This window comes from Streptomyces sp. NBC_00536, from assembly GCF_036346295.1.
Classification (GTDB): Bacteria; Actinomycetota; Actinomycetes; order Streptomycetales; family Streptomycetaceae; genus Streptomyces.
Map to the genome: position 1 here is coordinate 1,950,407 of NZ_CP107819.1, position 18,663 is coordinate 1,969,069.

21 protein-coding genes are annotated in these 18,663 nt (G+C 73.4%); 7 read left to right on the forward strand and 14 right to left on the reverse strand.

Translation table 11 applies throughout. The features are described from left to right. Positions 1–14: 14 nt before the first annotated feature. The 4 genes from OHS33_RS08355 to OHS33_RS08370 are packed head-to-tail and all read right to left on the reverse strand — an operon-like array spanning position 15 to position 4,285. Positions 15–1,262: an amidohydrolase family protein gene (locus OHS33_RS08355; protein WP_330329736.1), complete on the reverse strand. Its 1,248-nt coding sequence runs from the start codon at positions 1,260–1,262 to the stop codon at positions 15–17. After that, positions 1,259–2,554 (reverse strand): amidohydrolase family protein, encoded by a 1,296-nt coding sequence (locus OHS33_RS08360; protein ID WP_330329737.1) that lies wholly within the window; start codon positions 2,552–2,554, stop codon positions 1,259–1,261. Before OHS33_RS08360 ends, OHS33_RS08355 begins: the two co-directional genes overlap by 4 nt. A gap of 11 nt (positions 2,555–2,565) precedes the next feature. After that, positions 2,566–3,450 (reverse strand): SDR family NAD(P)-dependent oxidoreductase, encoded by an 885-nt coding sequence (locus OHS33_RS08365; RefSeq protein WP_330329738.1) that lies wholly within the window; start codon positions 3,448–3,450, stop codon positions 2,566–2,568. Position 3,451: 1 nt separating this feature from the next. After that, positions 3,452–4,285 carry an acetoacetate decarboxylase family protein gene (locus OHS33_RS08370; RefSeq protein WP_330329739.1) on the reverse strand — a complete coding sequence of 278 codons (834 nt, stop codon included), beginning with the start codon at positions 4,283–4,285 and terminating at the stop codon, positions 3,452–3,454. 127 nt (positions 4,286–4,412) lie between these two features. Between OHS33_RS08370 and OHS33_RS08375 the strand changes: the two genes are divergently transcribed. The 5 genes from OHS33_RS08375 to OHS33_RS08395 all read left to right on the forward strand — a co-directional run bounded on the left by OHS33_RS08375 (position 4,413) and on the right by OHS33_RS08395 (position 8,026). Next, a complete protein-coding gene (locus OHS33_RS08375) occupies positions 4,413–5,057 on the forward strand; it encodes a TetR/AcrR family transcriptional regulator (protein WP_330329740.1) in 645 nt (214 codons plus the stop codon). Then, on the forward strand, positions 5,054–6,046 hold the full coding sequence (locus tag OHS33_RS08380) for a DEDDh family exonuclease (protein ID WP_330329741.1): 993 nt from the start codon (positions 5,054–5,056) through the stop codon (positions 6,044–6,046). The genes OHS33_RS08375 and OHS33_RS08380 overlap by 4 nt, the downstream gene beginning before the upstream one ends. A 64-nt stretch (positions 6,047–6,110) precedes the next feature. Next, entirely contained in the window at positions 6,111–6,344 is a 234-nt protein-coding gene (locus tag OHS33_RS08385; protein ID WP_330329742.1) for a hypothetical protein, read from the forward strand. Between the two features lie 102 nt (positions 6,345–6,446). After that, positions 6,447–7,241 carry an SURF1 family cytochrome oxidase biogenesis protein gene (locus OHS33_RS08390; RefSeq protein ID WP_330329743.1) on the forward strand — a complete coding sequence of 265 codons (795 nt, stop codon included), beginning with the start codon at positions 6,447–6,449 and terminating at the stop codon, positions 7,239–7,241. 29 nt (positions 7,242–7,270) lie between these two features. Beyond that, on the forward strand, positions 7,271–8,026 hold the full coding sequence (locus OHS33_RS08395) for an SDR family oxidoreductase (RefSeq protein ID WP_330329744.1): 756 nt from the start codon (positions 7,271–7,273) through the stop codon (positions 8,024–8,026). A 13-nt stretch (positions 8,027–8,039) separates the two neighbouring features. Here the strand turns inward: OHS33_RS08395 and amaP are convergent, their stop codons facing one another. The 8 genes from amaP to OHS33_RS08435 all read right to left on the reverse strand — a co-directional run bounded on the left by amaP (position 8,040) and on the right by OHS33_RS08435 (position 13,903). Next, positions 8,040–8,594 (reverse strand): alkaline shock response membrane anchor protein AmaP, encoded by a 555-nt coding sequence (gene amaP / locus OHS33_RS08400; RefSeq protein WP_330329745.1) that lies wholly within the window; start codon positions 8,592–8,594, stop codon positions 8,040–8,042. A gap of 8 nt (positions 8,595–8,602) precedes the next feature. Beyond that, positions 8,603–9,211, reverse strand: a complete 609-nt coding sequence (locus OHS33_RS08405; RefSeq protein WP_330329746.1) for a DUF6286 domain-containing protein — start codon at positions 9,209–9,211, stop codon at positions 8,603–8,605. Beyond that, a complete protein-coding gene (locus OHS33_RS08410; protein ID WP_443065424.1) occupies positions 9,208–9,600 on the reverse strand; it encodes a hypothetical protein in 393 nt (130 codons plus the stop codon). The genes OHS33_RS08405 and OHS33_RS08410 overlap by 4 nt, the downstream gene beginning before the upstream one ends. 7 nt (positions 9,601–9,607) lie before the next feature. Then, a complete protein-coding gene (locus OHS33_RS08415; RefSeq protein ID WP_330329747.1) occupies positions 9,608–9,838 on the reverse strand; it encodes a hypothetical protein in 231 nt (76 codons plus the stop codon). Between the two features lie 24 nt (positions 9,839–9,862). Beyond that, positions 9,863–10,312: an Asp23/Gls24 family envelope stress response protein gene (locus OHS33_RS08420; RefSeq protein ID WP_330329748.1), complete on the reverse strand. Its 450-nt coding sequence runs from the start codon at positions 10,310–10,312 to the stop codon at positions 9,863–9,865. A gap of 439 nt (positions 10,313–10,751) precedes the next feature. After that, positions 10,752–11,531, reverse strand: coding sequence for an enoyl-CoA hydratase/isomerase family protein (locus tag OHS33_RS08425; protein WP_330329749.1), 780 nt, complete (start codon positions 11,529–11,531; stop codon positions 10,752–10,754). 165 nt (positions 11,532–11,696) lie between these two features. Next, entirely contained in the window at positions 11,697–11,918 is a 222-nt protein-coding gene (locus OHS33_RS08430) for a helix-turn-helix domain-containing protein (RefSeq protein ID WP_329115282.1), read from the reverse strand. 386 nt (positions 11,919–12,304) lie between these two features. Then, positions 12,305–13,903: an ABC-F family ATP-binding cassette domain-containing protein gene (locus OHS33_RS08435; protein ID WP_330329750.1), complete on the reverse strand. Its 1,599-nt coding sequence runs from the start codon at positions 13,901–13,903 to the stop codon at positions 12,305–12,307. Positions 13,904–14,180: 277 nt separating this feature from the next. Between OHS33_RS08435 and ypfJ the strand changes: the two genes are divergently transcribed. Next, positions 14,181–15,071: a KPN_02809 family neutral zinc metallopeptidase gene (gene ypfJ, locus OHS33_RS08440; protein WP_330329751.1), complete on the forward strand. Its 891-nt coding sequence runs from the start codon at positions 14,181–14,183 to the stop codon at positions 15,069–15,071. A gap of 102 nt (positions 15,072–15,173) precedes the next feature. Next, positions 15,174–15,569 (forward strand): VOC family protein, encoded by a 396-nt coding sequence (locus OHS33_RS08445; protein ID WP_330329752.1) that lies wholly within the window; start codon positions 15,174–15,176, stop codon positions 15,567–15,569. Positions 15,570–15,764: 195 nt separating this feature from the next. Here OHS33_RS08445 and OHS33_RS08450 read toward each other — a convergent pair whose 3' ends face one another. Next, positions 15,765–17,204, reverse strand: coding sequence for a hypothetical protein (locus OHS33_RS08450; RefSeq protein WP_443065265.1), 1,440 nt, complete (start codon positions 17,202–17,204; stop codon positions 15,765–15,767). Positions 17,205–17,310: 106 nt separating this feature from the next. Beyond that, positions 17,311–18,462, reverse strand: a complete 1,152-nt coding sequence (locus tag OHS33_RS08455) for an alpha/beta hydrolase family protein (RefSeq protein WP_330329753.1) — start codon at positions 18,460–18,462, stop codon at positions 17,311–17,313. Positions 18,463–18,663: the final 201 nt, after the last annotated feature.

The following is an 18,663-nucleotide window of genomic DNA, read 5'->3' on the forward strand; positions in this document are numbered from 1 at the left end:
CTGCGGGCTACGGGCTACCAGACGCGCACCGACGCGCCGCGCGCGAAGGCCGGGCTGGTGGCCTGCGGCGGGATCTCCGTGAGGGGCTCGGCGATCTCCGAGACGAGCGGGCCGTGCTCGGCGGCCAGCTTGTCCAGGAGGGTCAGGTCGAAGCCGTACACCCGGGCCGCGTTGCCCCCGGCCATGGCCGCCACCTCGGCCCGCGGGAGGCCCGCGTAGGCGATGCGCAGGCCCTCGCGGGAGAAGGGGGTGGTGCCCTCGTCGTGGGGGTAGTCGCTGCCCCACATGATCTTGTCGAGGCCGATCCGGTGCCGTAGCGGGACCTCGTGGGGGCGCATGAAGCTCGCGCCCACGAAGCAGTTGTCCCGCCAGACCTCGCTGGGGCCCTTGCCCATGGATTCCGCCAGGCCCGCGCCGAACTTGGACTCGGCGGTGGCGGCCCTGGTCGCCGCGTTCACCAGCCGGCCGTGGTAATAGTCCAGCATGTCCAGGACGCCCGGGATCCAGCCGGAACCCTGCTCCGTCAGGACCAGCTTGAGGCCCGGGTGGCGGCGGAAGGCCCCGCCGAACACGAGGTGCCACAGGGCGCGGTGGGAGAACCAGGTGGTCTCCACCATGAAGACGGCGCGGGCCGCCGGTTCGTCCCCCAGCGGCGGCGAGGCCGAGCCGCCGTGGTGGTTGACCGGGACGTCCAGCTCGTCGCAGACCGCCCAGATCGGGTCGTACGCCGCCGAGTACAGCTCGGGGACCGGCGAGCCCGGCGGGACGCCCGGCAGCAGGATCCCGCCGGTCAGGCCCGCCGCCTTGGTGCGCCGGATCTCCGCCACCGCCGCGTCGACGTCGTTGAGGAGGATCTGGACCACCCCGGCCCGCCGCCCCGGCGCGTCCGCGCAGAAGTCGGCCAGCCAGCGGTTGTGCGCCTGGAGCCCGGCCCAGCGCAGCGCGTATTCGGCGGCGGTGGGCGGCTGGGCCATCAGGGAGGCCTTGGGGAAGAAGGGCGGGATCGTGTTGGGGAAGAGCACTTCCGCCACGATCCCGTCCGCCTCCAGCTCGGCCAGCCGGCGCCCCGAGTTCCAGTTGCGGTCGGCGGTGTCGGCGAGGAGGTCCTCGTACGGGTTGACGTAGCCGGCGGCCCATGCGTCGAACTCGTCGTGGTACCGCTTCTCCAGGTACGGCTTGTAGTCCAGCAGGTCGGCGCCCGCGTGGCAGTCCGCCGAGATGACCGTGTAGCGGTCCTCCCCGCCGCCCTCCCCGCCGCTCATCCGTTCACCCCCAGCACCGGGAACTCGTTGTCGGTCAGCCAGTGCCGGCCGACCTCGCGGGAGCGGGACCAGGAGGCCTCCACGGCCGCCTGGTCGGCGCTCTGGCCCAGCTCGGCCGGGGTCGGGCCGATCCGGCGGGCCAGCGGGGCGAGGGCCTCGGTGTCGAAGCCGAAGACCTCGGCGGCGGCCAGGCCCAGCATCCGGCGGCTCTCGCCGACCGGGATGTCGTGGAAGGTCTTCTTCAGCCAGCTCCGGGTGTTCGGCCAGGTGCCCTCGGGGTGCGGGAAGTCCGAGCCCCACAGGATGTTGTCCACGCCGATCTCATAGCGCTGCGCCAGCTCGCGGCGCTTGGTGTTGGTCGCGCAGACGAAGACCTGCCGGTCCAGGTACTCGCTGGGCGGGCGCTTCAGCTCCGCGAAGGGCGAGAGCTTCTTGCCGCCGTGCGCGCCGAGGTAGAGCCGGTCCATGAACCACAGCTGGTTGGGCAGCCACCAGCAGCCGGACTCGGCGACCCCGAACTTCAGGCCCGGGTGGCGTTCGAAGACGCCCGACCACAGGAGGAACCACAGGGGGCGGGCGGGCCACCAGGTGACCTCGGAGACGTAGATCCCGAGGTGGTCGCCGTACTCGTGGCGCGGCGCGGCCCCCGAGTGGGTCACGACCGGCATCCCGGTCTCGGCGGCCGCCGCCCACACGGGGTCGTAACGGCGGTCGTGGTAGGGCGCCTTGTCCACCCACATGGACGGGATCATGAGCGCGCCGAGCCCGGACTCCTTGGCCCGGTGGATCTCGGCCACGACCCGGTCCGGCTCGCCCGTGATGGGGAGCAGGGCGACCCCGCAGTGCCGTTCGGGGTTCTGGGACACGAACTCGGCCAGCCAGCGGTTGTGCGCCTGCGCGCCCGCCATGCCCAGCTCGGGGTCCTGGTCGCCGGAGAGGCCGAGGCCCACGCCGAAGGGTGCGGCGGTCTGGCTGTCGACCGCGTCGGCGTCGGGGAAGACGACCTCGGCGGCCACCCCGTCGCCGTCGAGTTCCTTGAGGCGCTGACCGGCGTCCCAGCCGCCCTTGAGGCCCTCCTCGTGGTCGTGGAACCACTTCTCGGCGAAGGCCTCGTTGCGCACGCCCAGCCGGGTGGCCTCCTCGCGGCGGGCGTCGCGCTGGCCGAGGAACTCGTCGAACTGGGGGTGGAAGCGGGAGTCGAGATAGGGGCGGTACCGCTCGGTGGGCAGGCCCGCGTGGCAGTCGGAGGAGATGATCAGGTACGGGTCTTCGTGCGCTTCGTACGCGTTCACTGCACGACTCCTCAGTCGAGGATGAAGCTCTCCAGGTAGGCGGGGTTGGCGCGGTCGAGCATCGACTGCGACCGGGCGCGGATCTGCCGGTCGCTGTGCTCGCTCGCCGGGAGCATCCAGAAGCGGTCGGCGCGGATGCCGTCGACCACGTGCTCGGCGACCTCCTCGACCGGCGTGAAGTCCACCTCGTGCCCGGCCCGCCTCATGGCCTCCTCGTACTGGTCGAGGGTGCGGTACGGCGCCTTGCGCGGGCGTTCCTTGGCGTACCGGACGGGCCGGTTGCGGTGGGACTCCCACAGTCCGGTGCGCAGCATGTGCGGTCCGGGGAAGAGGACGGAGGCGCCGACCGTCGCGCCCTCCGCCTTGAGGTGGGCGTACAGCGACTCGGTCATGGTGACCACGGCCGCTTTGGTGACGGCGTAGACGGAGGCGGTGGGCAGCGGGGCGATCCCGCCGTCGCCGGAGGAGGTGTTGACGACGTGGCCCGCGGCGCCGCCCGCGATCATGCGGGGGACGAAGGCCTGGATGCCGTGGAAGACGCCCCAGACGTTGACGGAGAAGGCCCACTTCCAGTCGTTGGGCTCGTGCTCCCACATGCGGCCCTCGGCGCCGGAGCCGACGCCCGCGTTGTTGCAGAGCACGTGGACCGCGCCGAAGGTGTCGTAGGCGGCGTCGGCGAGGGAGAGCACCGAGTCGCGGTCGCTGACGTCGACGATCCGGGCGAGCACCTCGGCCCCGTCGGCGGCGAGTTCGTCGGCGGCCTTGCGCAGGGCGCCCTCCTCGACGTCGGCGAGGACCACCTTCAGTCCTTCCGCGGCGAAACGGCGGGCCATGGCGAGCCCGATGCCGCCGGCCGCGCCGGTGACGACCGCCACCTGTCCTGTTTCGAGCCGCATCTCAGACGCTCCCCGCCGACGATCCCGCTGACGGTCCCGCCGTCGATCCCTCGGGGGGCGCGTCGAGGATCTGCATCGGGTCGTCGTAGCGCTGGTGGATGTACGGGAGGAGGGCCCGGGCGCTGACCCGCTCGACCACCTTGCCCTTCTGGTCGGTGGTCTTCTCCCCGATGGTGATCTCCACGATCCGGCGCACCGGCAGGTCGGCGACCGGGTCGAACATCGACTCCCGCAGGACGATGTCACCGGTGACGTGCTCCAGCTTGCGGACCTTCTCGTTGCGCGTGCAGTGCACGAGGACGGGGTCGGCGTCGAAGCCCTCACCGTCCACGGCGGGCAGGAACTTGAAGTAGAAGTCGGTCTTCGTGGTGGGTTCGGGCACCGGAAGCTCGCGGTCCACCGCCCCGCGCACCTCGACGAAGGCGATCCCGTGCCGGGCGAGGGAGGCCCGTACGACGAGCCCGTCGCGTTCGACGGCGACCTCGCCCAGCTTCTTCGGCTCGCCGAAGACCTCGCGGCCGCCGATGAGGGCGCGCTCGTGGGTCATCGGCATGACCAGCGGGTACCAGCCCTCGACCGCGCCGTGCCGGGCCGCGACGGCCACGGAGCCCGCGCCGAGCGGATAGCCGGGCAGGTCGACCTTGCTGATGTTGGCCCGTACGAGCGGCCGTTCGGCGGGCTTGAGCGGCGGCGGGAGCACGGCGGCCACCACGTCGGGATCGCTCTCCCAGACGGCCACCACACCGGTGGACCAGATGTCGGGGAGCTTGGAACTCTTCTCGCGCGAGGCCGAGATCTCGGCTTCGGTCCGCGCGCCGTACCGTACGCGTGCCATGGGAAGCACCACCCTTCGGTCGGTCGGTTCTGTAACACAGTTACACCGCCGACGATGAAGGGTAAAGAGGGCTGCACGCACGAGAACTGACGGACCGACAGATCAACCGGAGGGAGTTGGGGCCGTGATGGCCAGGAGTTCGCTCACCCGCGAGGAGGTGCTGGAGGCCGCCGCGTCCCTGGTCAAACAGCACGGCCCCGCGGCCCTCACCATGCGCAAACTGGCCGCCGAACTCGGCACCGCGGTGACCTCCATCTACTGGCACGTCGGCAACCGCGAATCGCTGCTCGACGCGCTCGTGGAGCGGACCGTCCGGGACATGGGCGCGGTCCGCCCCACCGGCCGCACCCCGGCCGACCGGATCGTCTCGGTGGCCCGGATCCTGCGCCGCGAGCTGCGCGGGCGCCCGCACCTGATCGCGATGGTGCACGAACGCGGACTGACCGAGCGGATGTTCCTGCCCGCCCAGCAGGCGCTCGTGCACGAGGTGCACGCGGCGGGACTGCGCGGGGCGCGCGCGGCGGACGCCGTCCGCGTGGTCCAGTTCCAGATCGTCGGCTTCGTCCTGATCGAGCGCAACCGCGAACGCTCCCCCGCCCAGTCCCCCGCCGAGGGCGAGGTCTGGGACCCGGCCGCCGCCCCCGACGACCCGGCCCTGTCCCGCGCCCTGGCCCGCCCGGCGGACCCGGAACGGCTGTTCCTGCTGTCGGTGCGGACCCTGGTCTCCGGCCTTCTGGACCCGGCTGTCGGTCCGGGCCGATATCCTCTGTGACCATGCTCGACGACCGTACGACCGCAGAGACGATGTGGCCGACCGCGTACCCCCAGGGATACGCGGTCGTCGACGTGGAGACCACCGGGCTCGCGCGCGACGACCGGATAGTCTCCGCCGCCGTCTACCGGCTGGACGCGCGGGGCAATGTGGAGGACCACTGGTACACCCTGGTCAACCCGCAGCGCGACCCCGGACCGGTCTGGATCCACGGGCTGACCAGCGAGATGCTCCAGGACGCGCCGCTCTTCGGCGAGATCGCCGAGGAGTTCGCCGGGCGCCTCGCGGACCGGGTGCTCGTCGCGCACAACGCCATCTTCGACTGGCAGATGATCGCCCGGGAGTACGCGCGGGCCGCGGCGACCGCGCCGGTCCGCCAGCGCCTGTGCACCATCGCCCTGTCGAAGGAACTGGACCTGCCGCTGCCCAACCACAAGCTGGAGTCGCTCGCCGCGCACTTCGGCGTGGTCCAGCAGCGCGCCCACCACGCGCTCGACGACGCCCGGGTGCTGGCCGAGGCCTTCCGGCCCTCCCTGCACGCGGCCGCGCGGGGCGGCGTACGGCTGCCGCTGCTGGAGTGCCGCCCGCTGACCGAGTGGTCGGACACCCCGGCCACGCCGCGCGTCGGCTACCAGGCCTCCTACCGGGGCGCGGGAGCGGGCGCGGGCAGCTGGCGCCAGTCGCGCAAGCGGCCGGCGTGCCCCCACCCCAACCCCGGGCGGTACACGGACGGCGCGCCGCTCAAACAGGGCATGCGCATCGCGTTCTCCGGTGACACCTCGGTGGACCGCGAGCTGCTGGAGGACCGCGCGGTCGAGGCGGGGCTGCACATCGCGACGAGCGTGTCGCGGCTCACCAGCCTGCTGGTGACCAACGACCCGGACTCGGCGACCTCGAAGACGGTCAAGGCGAAGTCCTTCGGGACCCCCGTCGTCGACGAGGCCGCCTTCACCCAGCTGCTGCGGGACGTGGCTGCGGCAGACGGGTGAGCGTCGGGCGACTCGCCCGGCGACCGCTTTCCCGTCCGGCCCGTCCGGTCCCACTCTGTGGCGCATGGCACGTTGTGAGGTTTGCGGAAACGATTACGGCATGTCCTTCGAGGTGCACGCGCAGGGCGCGGTGCACGTCTTCGACTGCTTCTCCTGCGCCATCCACCGCATGGCGCCCATCTGCGAGCACTGCCGGGTCCAAATCATCGGACAGGGCGTCGAGGTCGACAAGCAGTGGTTCTGCGGGGCGCACTGCGCCCGCGCGGAGGGGAAGGTGGGCGTCGTCGACCACAGCTGACCGGCCGCCGCCCGCGGGCGGCCACCGCACCTGACCGGCCGTTCCCGGCGGGCGGGTCACCCGGCCGCCGGGGCCCGTACCCCGAGGGGTACCGTCATGGGCGTGTACCGCTTTGTACTGACCCGGCAGTGGCTGGGCCTGCACCTCCTGGCCCTCGTCCTGATCCCCTCCATGATCCAGCTGGGGTTCTGGCAGTTCCACCGCCATGAGCACCGGGTCGCCCAGAACGAGCTGATCGCGGCGAACCTGGCCGCGAAACCGGCTCCGATGACCGAGCTGACGGCTCCCGGTCACGAGGTTCCGCGCGCCGATTTCTGGCGCGCGGTCACCGCCACGGGCACCTACGACCCCGCGCACGAGGTCGTCGTCCGGATGCGGACCTCCAACAGTGACAAGGTCGGCTTCCAGGTCGTCACCCCGCTGGTGCTGGGCGACGGCCGGGTGGTCCTGGTCAACCGCGGCTGGATTCCGGGCGGCGACGATCCGCGCGCCTATCCCCCGGTGCCCACCGCGCCCGCGGGCGAGGTGACGGTGACCGGCCGGCTGAAGGCCGACGAGGTCAACGGCGACGGCGGCATCCGGGACCGCAAGGGCCTGCCGGACCGCCAGGTGATGCTCATCAACAGCGCTCAGCAGGCGGAGTACCTCAAGAAGCCGGTGCTCGGCGGCTATCTGGAGCTGACCGCTCCGGTCCCGCCGGGCGGCAGCCCCGAGCCGGTCGCCGAGCCCGACCACGACTCGATCGGCCCGCACATGGCCTACGCCGTGCAGTGGTGGCTGTTCACCGCCGCCGTGCCGGTGGGCTGGGTGATCCTGGTCCGGCGCGAGAAGCGCGACCGCGAGGAGGCGGCGGCCAAGGCCGCGGCCACCGAGGAGCCCGAGCCCGCGACGGCGTAGCGCGTCCGGCGACGGCGTAGCGTGTCCGCATGGATCTTGGACTGAAGGACCGTGTCTACGTCGTCACCGGGGCCACCCGCGGCCTCGGCTTCGCCAGCGCCCGCGAACTGACCGCCGACGGCGCCCGGGTGGTCATCACCGGCCGGGACGGCAAGCGGGTGGCGGACGCCGCCGCCGCGCTCGGCCCGAACGCGGTCGGCGCCGTCGCCGACAACTCCGACCCGGCCGCCGCCGCCCGGCTCATCGCCACCGCCCGCGAGCGGTTCGGCCGCTTCGACGGCATCCTCGTCAGCGTCGGCGGTCCCGCCCCCGGCCTGGGCGCCGACAACACCGACGAACAGTGGCAGGCGGCCTTCGAGTCGGTCTTCCTGGGCGCGGTACGGCTCGCCCGCACGGCCGCCGCCGAACTGGGCGAGGGCGGGGTCATCGGCTTCGTGCTCTCCGGCTCGGTGTACGAGCCGATCCCCGGGCTGGCCATCTCCAACGGGCTGCGCCCCGGGCTCGCGGGCTTCGCCAAATCCCTCTCCGACGACCTCGGGCCGCGCGGGATCCGGGTGGTCGGCCTGCTGCCCGGGCGGATCGACACCGACCGGGTGCGGGAGCTGGACGCCCTCTCGGGCGACGCGGCGGCCTCGCGGGCGGCGAGCGAGTCCCGCATTCCGCTGCGCCGGTACGGCACGGACCGGGAGTTCGGCCGGGCCGCGGCCTTCCTGCTCTCCCCCGCGGCCTCGTACCTGACGGGCGTCATGCTCCCGGTCGACGGCGGCGCCCGGCACGGGTTCTGAGGTCGCGCCACCCTTAGCTGACACGCTGCGCCCGGTGGTCCGCGACCTGGAAGCGGACCTCCGTGGGGAGTTCGGCCAGGCCCGCCGAGGCGCGGGCGTGGTCGAGGACCGGGCCGGCCAGCGCGGCGAGGACGTCCGCGGGCACGGCGTGCGGCTCCAGGCGCAGCGCGAGCCGCAGTACGGGGGCCGTGCGGCGGCCGCGCAGGGCCACCCGGCACTGGGCGACCCCGTCGAGCGCGCCCGCCTCGACGGCCACCGCCTCCTCCAGGGCCCGGCCGCGCAGCAGGGCGAAGGCGCCGTCCCCGGTGTCGACCACGACGGCCGCGAGCCGGGCGCGGCGCAGCTGGGCCAGCAGCCACCACAGGGCGAGCAGCACGCACAGCGTGAGGACCGCGACGGCGGCCCACCACCACCAGCCCTCGGTGTGCCAGTGCCGCCGCCGGGCGGCGCTCAGCAGCGGCGCGTGGCGGCCTTCGAGCGGCCGGGCGCCGGTGAGCACGGCGGCGCCGCCCGCCAGCAGCACCAGCCCGGCGAGGGCGAGCAGGATCCGGTTGACCAGCCCGGTCATGTGCGCGCTCACCCCTTTCCGGCCGGGCCGACCCGGACGCGTGGCTGCGGATCGTGGGCCAGGCCCAGTTCGGCCAGCCCGACCGCGAGGACCGCCTCCAGGTCCGCCCGTACGTCGTCCAGTTCGCGGAAGTGCGACGCGGCGCGCACGGTGACGTGGGAGCGGGCCACCCTGACCCGGGCCGACCGGACCCCGGACACCTCCATGGCCCGGTCCCGCAGCACCAGCGCGGCGGCCTTGCGTCCGATCCCGGCGCGCACCTCGGCGCCCCGGCCGGTGGACCGCGCGGGCCCCGGGGAACGCAGGGGCAGCACCGAGCGCAGCCCGGGGGCCAGCGCGAGGTACAGCAGGGCCGCCCCGGCGGCCACCAGTACCGCGCCGCCGATGGCCACGCCGGTGTCGGCCGGGGTGTGCCGCTCCAGCAGCCCGGCCAGTTCGCGGCGCCAGCGCATGCCGGGGCGGTGGGCCCGTACGGCGGCGAGGTCGTAGAGGAAGAGCCCGGCGGCGCCCAGCACCACGAGGGCGGTGAGCGCGGCGGGGATCCGGCGGGCCGAGCGGAAGCGGGGGGACGCGTTGGCTCCAGCCGGTTCTTTCCGGAGGTCGGCGGGCGCCGTCACCGCAGCCGGTCCCGCCGGGCGGGGCCGACCTGGGCGGGGTGCAGCCGCTCCACGTCGATGTCGACCTCGGGGACGGTCATCCCGGCGCATTCCTCTACCCGGTGGGCGACCTGGCGGCGTACGGCCGCGCACTGGGTGGCGAGGTCGGCGGGGTAGCCGAGTTCCAGGCTGATCCGGACCCGGGCGATGTCGTGGTGCACGGTGACGGTGGCGTGCGGGGGCGCGGCGTCGGCGGGCGGCGACGCGGGGAGCGCCGCCAGGGCCTCGCGGGCGGCCTGCGCCGCGATCTTGGCCACGACCCGGTCGGCGATCCGGGTGGCGCCCCGGTCCGCCGGGGCCACCTTGGGCGGGGTGCGGCGCGGGGCGGCGCCGGTCTCTCGGCCGTTCACCGCGGCCTCACCGGCGCCGGTCGTCACGGCGGCCGCCGCCGTGGTCGCCGTCGCGCGGGGAACCCCGGTCACGGGGGCGGAAGAAGTCCCCGGGGTCCAGGTCCCCGTCCAGGAACCGGCCCACGAAGAATCCGACGGCGCCGAGCGCCGCCACCAGCAGGAAGGCCCCGAAGCCGCCGAAGTACCCGGCGAACCCCAGTGCCATGCCGGCCACCAGGCCGACGACCGCCATGCTCATGCGGGTTCCTCTCGCTGCCGGGGCCTACTGGAGCCGGGACTCGGGCTCGTCGTCCTCTTCGTCGGGCAGCTTCACGTCGCTGACCGCGACGTTGACCTCGACGACCTCCAGGCCGGTCATCCGCTCCACGGCCGAGATCACGTTCTCCCGCACCGCCCGGGCCACCTCGCGGATCGACACGCCGTAGTCCACGACGATCTCCACGTCGAGGGCCGTCTGCACCTCGCCGACCTCGGCCTTGACGCCCCGGCTGACCGAGGCCTTCGCCCCGCCCGGGACCCGGTCGCGGACCGCGCCGAAGGTGCGGGACAGCCCGCTGCCGCTGCCCATCGCGTGGACGCCGACCACCTCGCGGGCGGCCAGCCCCGCGATCTTCTCGACCACGCCGTCCGCGATGGTGGTACGGCCCCGGTCGGCCGGAGCCCGGGTGGGGCCTCCCGAGGCGGATCCGGATCCGGATGCCGATTCGCTCATCGCCGTGTCCCTTCGCGCGTACGGACTTGCGACCACGGTAAGCGCGCCCCGCCCCCGCCGCGCCGGCACTACGCCGGTCGCCCCGAAAGAGCCCCCCACCGGATCCCGGGGCAACCGCTTCAGCCCGGGGCGGCAAAATCAGCCTGCCCGGCGATTGAGGGCCCGCCGGAGGCCCAACCGGCCGACGGACGAAGGGCGGCTTTCCGCCGCACTCGTGCCTCCGGCGGGCCCTCAAACGCCGGGCAGGCTGGGATGGTCCGGGTGGGCCGGCGGCAAGGCAAGTGCAGCCCGCCCGGGGCGGCAAAGTCAGCCTGCCCGGCGATTGAGGGCCCGCCGGAGGCCCAACCGGCCGACGGACGAAGGGCGACTGTCCGCCGTACTCGTGCCTCCGGCGGGCCCTCAAACGCCGGGCAGGCTGGGATGGGCCAGCGGCAAGGGCTCAGTCGGAGAGGCCTGCCAGGTCGCGGAGGCGGCGGGACTGGGCGGCGCGTTCGGCGGTGCGCTGGTCGTCGTACGTACGGGCGGAGGCCCCCCGCAGGAGCGCCTTCGTCTCGATCACCGCATCCCGCGGCGGAGCCACCAGCGCCGCCACCAGGTCCTGCACGGCGGCGTCCAGCTCGGACCCGGGCACCACGAGGTTGGCCAGGCCGATCCGCTCGGCTTCCTCCGCGTGGACGAAGCGCCCGGTGGCGCAGATCTCCAGCGCGCGGGCGTAGCCGACGAGTTCGGTCAGCGGCCGCGTACCGGCCAGGTCCGGCACCAGACCCAGGCTGGTCTCGCGCATGGCGAACTGCACGTCGTCCGCGACGACGCGCAGGTCACAGCCGAGCGCGAGCTGGAAGCCGGCGCCGATGGCATGACCTTGCACCGCGGCGACGGAAATGATGTCGTTGCGCCTCCACCAGGTGAAGGCCTCCTGGTACTCGGCGATGGTGGCGTCCAGCAGTTCGTCGGAGCCACGCGCCAGGTCCAGGAAGGACGGCTCGCCCTCGAAGCCTTCGGGCGTGAACGCCTGTCGGTCGAGTCCGGCGGAGAAGGACTTGCCTTCGCCGCGCAGCACGACGACCCGGACGGTGCCCGGCAACAACCGGCCGGCCTCTGCCAACGCCCGCCAGAGCGCGGGGGACTGAGCGTTTCGCTTGGCCGGATTGGTCAGTGTCACCGAGGCGACCGTGTCGTCGACGGTGAGCCGTACGCCGTCCTTGTCGAGCAGAGCCATCTGTATGCCTCCGGTGTGCAGTCGGCCGCGGACTCGGCCTTAAGTGACTGCACAGTAACCACCCAGCCGACCGGATGGCCGACCGGGGGTCACCGAAGGAACTCTAGGAGCGATTTCGAACCCGGCCGGATGGCCTGGATCGGACCGAAGCCTGCGGCCGGGGCCTCAGGCCGAAGCCGCCTTCTTTCCGCGCGTCGCGCCACCGCGTCCGCGCAGTGTGACTCCGGACTCGCTGAGCATCCGGTGGACGAATCCGTAGGACCGGCCGGTTGATTCGGCCAGCGCCCGGATGCTCGCACCGGAGTCGTACTGCTTCTTCAGGTCTGCCGCGAGCTTGTCGCGCGCGGCGCCGGTTACCCGGCTGCCCTTCTTCAGAGTCTCGGCCACCCGTGCCTCCTCATGGGAAGTGCGCTCTGGACTTCTCATGATCACCCCTCCTGGGCTTCCTGGCCACCCATTCAGCAAGGTCGGCGCGAGCGCTTTTCCCGAGGAGTGGACACCCGAGCAGAACGGAATCTTCTCTTCCGCCCCTTGCCCTCCGTCACGCCCGGCGACCCAGGGTGGGAATCTCCAGGTCAGGGGCCACACGGGAAAAACAACGGGCCCCGGCCGCACTCGGGTGAGTGCGGGGCCGGGGCCGTTGTACAGGGTGCGGGGGTACGAGACGTTCTCACTCAGATGATGGATCACTCGTGGGCCGAATGATCCATAAGGAACTGGATCAACGCGCCGGACCGGGCTCCGGAGCGGGCTCCGGGCCGGTCCGGACCGGGTCAGGCCAGCGCGACCAGGTCCCGGTAGTCCGGGCCCCACAGGTCCTCGACGCCGTCCGGGAGCAGGATGATCCGCTCCGGTTCCAGCGCCTCGACGGCGCCCTCGTCGTGCGTCACGAGGATGACGGCGCCCTTGTACGTGCGCAGCGCGCCGAGGATCTCCTCGCGGCTGGCCGGGTCGAGGTTGTTGGTGGGCTCGTCGAGGAGCAGCACGTTCGCCGAGGACACGACCAGGGTGGCCAGGGCGAGGCGGGTCTTCTCGCCGCCGGAGAGGACCCCGGCGGGCTTGTCGACGTCGTCGCCGGAGAAGAGGAAGGAGCCGAGCGTCTTGCGGACGGCGACCAGGTCCAGGTCGGGCGCGGAGGAGCGCATGTTCTCCAGGACGGTGCGCTCCGGGTCCAGGGTCTCGTGCTCCTGGGCGTAGTAGCCGAGCTTGAGGCCGTGGCCGGGGACGACCGTGCCGGTGTCGGGCTTCTCGGTGCCCGACAGCAGGCGCAGCAGGGTGGTCTTGCCGGCGCCGTTGAGGCCGAGGATGACCACGCGCGAGCCCTTGTCGATGGCGAGGTCGACGTCGGTGAAGATCTCCAGCGAGCCGTACGACTTGGACAGGCCCTCGGCGGTCAGCGGGGTCTTGCCGCAGGGCGCCGGGTCGGGGAAGCGCAGCTTGGCGACCTTGTCGGAGACGCGGACGGCCTCCAGGCCGGCGAGCAGCCGGTCGGCGCGCTTGGCCATGTTCTGCGCGGCGACGGTCTTGGTCGCCTTGGCGCGCATCTTGTCGGCCTGGGAGTTGAGGGCCGCGGCCTTCTTCTCGGCGTTCTGGCGCTCGCGCTTGCGGCGCTTCTCGTCGGCCTCGCGCTGCTGCTGGTAGAGCTTCCAGCCCATGTTGTAGACGTCGATCTGGGCGCGGTTGGCGTCCAGGTAGAAGACCTTGTTGACGACGGTCTCGACCAGGTCGACGTCGTGGGAGATCACGACGAAGCCGCCGCGGTAGTTCTTGAGGTAGTCGCGCAGCCAGACGATGGAGTCGGCGTCGAGGTGGTTGGTCGGCTCGTCGAGGAGCAGGGTGTCGGCGTCCGAGAAGAGGATCCGGGCCAGCTCGACGCGGCGGCGCTGACCACCGGAGAGGGTGTGCAGGGGCTGGCCGAGCACCCGGTCGGGCAGGCCGAGGGCGGCGGAGATGGTCGCGGCCTCGGACTCGGCGGCGTACCCGCCCTTGGTGAGGAACTCCGTCTCCTGGCGCTCGTACTGCCGCATCGCCTTCTCGCGGGTGGCGCCGGCGCCGGAGGAGATGCGCTCCTCGTTCATGCGCATCTTCTTGAGCAGGACGTCGAGGCCGCGCGCGGAGAGGATCCGGTCGCTGGCGAGGACGTCGAGGTCGCCGGTGCGCGGGTCCTGCGGGAGGTAGCCGACCTCGCCGGAGCGGGTGATGGAGCCCGCGGCGGGCGTGCCCTCCCCGGCCAGGCACTTGGTCAGGGTGGTCTTGCCCGCTCCGTTGCGGCCGACCAGGCCGATGCGGTCGCCCTTGGCGATGCGGAAGGAGGCGGACTCGATGAGGACGCGGGCGCCGGCGCGCAGCTCGACGCCGGTGGCGGTGATCACGGAAATACTCCAGGGCGGTGGGGACGGCGGAAGGGGGGCAGGGACGCGATGCTTCGACGCCGCTAATCCGCGAGGAGATTTGCCATAGAAGACATTCTACCGGGGGCGCGCAACCACTTTGCGGGGCGCCCGCCCTCGGGCGGGCGCCGGCCGGGGTCCCCCGTTCGGCCCCCGTACGGCGCCGGTGTGGGACCGGGCGTACCAGGATGAAGGGGTTGATACTCGCCGCAGGGCGGAGGCGTGATCTCCCCCACTTCACGAGGAGAGGGCGTGCGGGATGCAGTTCGACGACGACGCCAATCTGGACACTTCCGAGGTCAAGGACGTCCGGGGCAGTCGCATCCCGGGGGGCCGGGCCACCGTCGGCGGCGGCATCGTGGGCTTCATCGCGCTGGTCCTGGGGCTGCTCTTCGGCGTGGGCCCCGAGCAGCTGGGGCTGTCCGACGGCAGTCCGACGCCCGCCGCGACCTCCTCGTCGGCCGCGCAGGTGCAGCAGACCTGCAAGACGGGGCGGGACGCGAACGCGCGGGAGGACTGCCGGCTGGTCGCGGTGGTCAACAGCACGCAGGACTTCTGGAAGCAGGAGTTCACCCGCCGCGGCGGGCAGTACACCCCGGCGCAGACGGTCTTCTTCACCGGCAAGGTGGGCACCGCCTGCGGGACGGCCACCTCGGCGGTGGGCCCGTTCTACTGCCCCGGTGACCGGCAGGTCTATCTGGACCTGGGGTTCTTCAACGAACTGCGGACGAAGTTCGGGGCGAGCGGGGGTCCGTTCGCCCAGGCCTATGTGGTCGCCCACGAGTACGGGCACCACATCCAGAACCTGACCGGCACCCTGCAGAAGGCCCAGGACGGACGGCAGGGCGCGAACAGCAACGCGGTCAAGGTGGAGCTGCAGGCCGACTGCTACGCCGGGGTGTGGGCGCACAACGCCACCCGGACCCCGGACAAGGCCACCGGGCGGCCGCTGATCACCAGCCTGACCGAGCAGGACATCAAGGACGGGCTCGACGCGGCGGCGGCGGTCGGCGACGACCGGATCCAGGAGAAGTTCCAGAGCCGGGTGACCCCGGAGTCCTGGACGCACGGCAGCGCCGAGCAGCGCCAGCAGTGGTTCTACCAGGGCTACCGGACGGGCGACATGGCCCAGTGCAACACCTTCCGCTGACTGCCGAACCCCTTGAATGTCAGACCCCCTGACTGTCACACCCGCCTGCGAGACTTGTGGTCCGGGTCACACGGGTCATCTTCACGAGAGGGAGTGATCGCCATGGCAGGCGTTCCGACCATCTTTCCGACGCTGCTCTACCGCGATGCCCAGGCCGCCATCAAGCAGCTGACGGAGGCCTTCGGCTTCACCCAGGCCGCGGTGTACGAGGGTGAGGACGGCGCGGTCATGCACGCCGAGCTGGCGTACGGCAACGGCATGGTGATGCTGGGCAGCAAGGGCCGGGGCGGGGTCTTCGACTCGGCCATGGCCGAGGCCGGTCCGAGCGGGGTGTACATCGTGGTCGAGGACGTGGACGCGCACCACCGCCGGGCCGTGGAGCACGGGGTGGAGGTCCTGATGCCGCCGACCGACCAGGACTACGGGTCGCGGGACTACATGGCGCGCGACGGCGAGGGCAACATCTGGAGCTTCGGGACGTACGCGCCGCAGGTTTAGGGGGTGTCTTGTGGATCACGCCGGGCTCGCGGCGCCTGGCACCGCACCTCGCCGCGTTGTCGTCGGTCGCCAATGCTCCGCATTGACTCCCTCCTCCGCCTTGCGATGCACGGCACCAGACGCCGCTCCCTGATCCGGCCTGATCCACAAGACACCCCCTGACCCTGCGGCGCGTCCGCCCGTGCGTGTGCCGGCTCAGACCCCGCCGGTGTGCACCTGGAAGGCGGCCCGGCGCATCGCCTTGGCCAGGGCCGGGTCGGGGTGCGCGGCGGCCAGGGCCACGAGCACCTGCACGGTGCGCGGGTGGCCGACCGCGCGGACCTCGTCCAGCAGCCGGGGCACGGTGGTGCGCACGGCCGAGTCGAGGTGGCGGGCCAGCAGCTCCGCCTCGCCGTGGTCGGCGATGGCGGCCGCGGTGTCGACCCACAGCCAGGTCGACTCCTCGCGGGTGAGCACGTCCTGGGCCTCGTCGGGGTCCACCCCGTCGTGCTCGGCGAGCCAGAGCAGGGCGTAGGGCCGCAGCGCGGCCTCGCGGGCCGCGGCGCGGACCTCGGGCTCGGCCGGGGCTCCGACGACGCGCAGCGCTTCGAAGGCCAGGCCGCGCAGCAGGGCGTCCTCCCCGCGGGCGGCGTGCAGCAGCTCGCTGACGGCGTGGCCGACGGGCCGGGCGGCGAGCCAGGCCTGGTATTCGGCGCGGGCCGGGCCGGGGGTGAGCCGGGCGCAGCCGTGCAGCATGGCCGCGGCGGACTGCTCGATGTTCCCCGCGGGGCTCTGGGCGGCCACGCAGATCTGCTCCAGCTTGACCCAGACCGCCCAGCTGCCGAGCGGGGTGAGCGCGGCCATGGCGGGGCCGAGGGTGACGGCGTCCACGGCGGCCAGGCCGCCGAGGGCCCAGCGCAGCAGGCGGGCCAGCGGGACGGGCCGCTCGGCGGCGGCCGGGGCGACGCCAGCGTCGGACACGGTCGCGCCGGGGTCGGACGCGGGGGCGTCGTAGGGGACTTCGCAGCGTTCGTCGCGCAGTTCGACGACGCGCTGGCCGAGCAGGTCCAGCAGTGCGGGGACGGTGACCGGACCGGCGGAGAGCTGGAGCAGGGACAGCACCTGGGGCATCGACTCGACCACTTCGGCGACGGCCGAGGGGGCGATGTCGGCGGGGGCCGGGTGGACGAGCGACCAGGCGTCGAAGAGGGCGACCCAGCCGCGCAGGACGGCGGTGTCGTCGCGGTCCCAGGCGCGCAGCCGCCAGCCGGGGCGGGCGTGGCCGCCGTGCACCTCGACGAGGCCGGCGAGCCGGGCGCGGTCCCAGCCGACCTGGATCTGGCCGTGCGTCAGACCCAGCTGCCGGGCGGCCCGTTCGACGTCGGCGGCGGCCAGCGCGCCCGCCGGGGCGGGCCGGGACCCGTCCGCGACGCCGAGGTGGTGCTCGGCCCAGCGGGCCAGGCGTACGGCGTCGGCCAGCGAGGCGCGGGCCCGGTTCGCGAGGTCGGGCGCGGCGGGGGTGCCCGCCGGGGGCCGGGGGGCCGGCCGGGTGCTCCGGTCCGTCACTGCCTTGCGGGCCGTGGCGACGGAGCGCGGAGAGACGAGTCGGAGTCTGGAGTCGCGAGCCAACTGCTCATCAGGCTTTCGGGACGTCACGGAAGCAGTCTCGCTCGTCACCGCCCGAAAGCCCAAACGGAACCGGCCGTTGCCGCCGAAGGCCGGTGGGTGATAACGGGACGAACCGGCCTTCACGTCACGGTGGCTACATAAGAGGGGTCAGGAACCTGCGCAGGGCTTCCTCGTAGCCGGCCGGATCCGCGTTCCACATCGCCCCGTGCGGGGCGTCGCGGACGGTCCGCAGGGTGACGAGGTCGGGCCGGGCCTCGGCGAGGCGGCGCGAGGGTTCCCAGGGGGCGAGGGTGTCGTCGGGCCCGTGGAAGATCAGTACGGGCACGCGCACCGCCGCCGGATCGACGCCCGGGGGCTGCCGGTCGGCCCGGAGCCCGGTGCGCCCCTCGGCGGCCCGGACGGCGAGCGGAAGCAGCGCGGCGGGGGTGCCCCGGGCGGCGGCGAGCCGCCCGAGGGTGGTGCGCCAGTCCAGCACCGGGGAGTCGAGGACGAGGCCGCAGATGCGGTCGGCGAGCGCGGAGCGTTCGGCGGCGTGCAGGGCCATGGTGGCGCCGGTGGACCACCCGTGGAGGACGACCCGGCGGGCACCGAAGCGGAGCGCGTAGCGGATGGCCGCGTCCAGGTCGCGCCACTCGGAGGCGCCGAGGTGACCGAGGCCGTCGGGCGGGGCGGGGGCGCCGAGGTCGCCGCGGTAGGCGAGGTCGAGGACCGGGAGGCGGTGGTGGTTCAGGAAGGGCATGACCACCATCGGGTGTTCCCGGGTGGCGCCGAGCCCGTGCACGGTGATCACCCAGGTGTCGCGGGCGGCCGGCACGAACCAGGCCGGCAGCGCGCCCAGCTCGCCCGGGACGTCCACGTCGGCGTGGTCGAGCCCGAGGGCGGTGCGCGGGTTGCCCAGGTGGATCTGCGGGGTCAGCCGGACCCGGGTGCCGTGCTCCAGGGCGCCGTGGGTGACCCCGACGAGGCGCCGGACGACGGTGTCGGGGTCGTGCGGGGCGTCGGGCAGGACCGCGCCGACGACCGCGTGCACCCCGGGCGCGGCCAGCGCGTAGGTGCCGGGCCACAGGGAGGCCAGCGACCGGGTGAGGGTGATCCGGTCCTCGGCGGTGGAGTGGACGCTGAGCCGGGGGCCGCCGGGCAGCGGGCGGCCGGGCTCGCCCCGCAGGGCGCCGTCGGCGGCGTACCGGGCGGCGGCGACCGCGGCCACTCCGGCGGCCGCGGCCAGGCCTGCGGCGGCGGTGAGGGTGGCGGTGACGGTCCTGGCCGTCGTCGTTGCGGAGCGCACCGCTCCAGTGTCGGACGGCCGGGTCGCCCCGGCCAGCGGAGCGGATCGCTCCGGCGGCGGCAAAAGACGGCAGGAGAGGGTGATCTGGGTCTCCTCCGGGGGTCCCGGCGGGCGGTTCGGTGGGCCGAAAGACCCCCGTTCGGCCGGTTGTCGACCAGCCCCTGACGTGCGCGAATCGATATATCCATGAATCAATGGGGA

What these genes read in the sequence shown, in the direction of transcription:
- OHS33_RS08375 (WP_330329740.1), top strand. Translation starts at nt 4,413, where the DNA reads ATGGCCAGGAGTTCGCTCACCCGCGAGGAGGTGCTGGAGGCCGCCGCG.
- OHS33_RS08395 (WP_330329744.1), top strand. Translation starts at nt 7,271, where the DNA reads ATGGATCTTGGACTGAAGGACCGTGTCTACGTCGTCACCGGGGCCACC.
- OHS33_RS08420 (WP_330329748.1), bottom strand. Translation starts at nt 10,312, where the DNA reads ATGAGCGAATCGGCATCCGGATCCGGATCCGCCTCGGGAGGCCCCACC.
- OHS33_RS08415 (WP_330329747.1), bottom strand. Translation starts at nt 9,838, where the DNA reads ATGAGCATGGCGGTCGTCGGCCTGGTGGCCGGCATGGCACTGGGGTTC.
- OHS33_RS08355 (WP_330329736.1), bottom strand. Translation starts at nt 1,262, where the DNA reads ATGAGCGGCGGGGAGGGCGGCGGGGAGGACCGCTACACGGTCATCTCG.
- ypfJ (WP_330329751.1), top strand. Translation starts at nt 14,181, where the DNA reads ATGCAGTTCGACGACGACGCCAATCTGGACACTTCCGAGGTCAAGGAC.
- OHS33_RS08370 (WP_330329739.1), bottom strand. Translation starts at nt 4,285, where the DNA reads ATGGCACGCGTACGGTACGGCGCGCGGACCGAAGCCGAGATCTCGGCC.
- OHS33_RS08365 (WP_330329738.1), bottom strand. Translation starts at nt 3,450, where the DNA reads ATGCGGCTCGAAACAGGACAGGTGGCGGTCGTCACCGGCGCGGCCGGC.
- OHS33_RS08445 (WP_330329752.1), top strand. Translation starts at nt 15,174, where the DNA reads ATGGCAGGCGTTCCGACCATCTTTCCGACGCTGCTCTACCGCGATGCC.
- OHS33_RS08425 (WP_330329749.1), bottom strand. Translation starts at nt 11,531, where the DNA reads ATGGCTCTGCTCGACAAGGACGGCGTACGGCTCACCGTCGACGACACG.
- OHS33_RS08385 (WP_330329742.1), top strand. Translation starts at nt 6,111, where the DNA reads ATGGCACGTTGTGAGGTTTGCGGAAACGATTACGGCATGTCCTTCGAG.
- amaP (WP_330329745.1), bottom strand. Translation starts at nt 8,594, where the DNA reads ATGACCGGGCTGGTCAACCGGATCCTGCTCGCCCTCGCCGGGCTGGTG.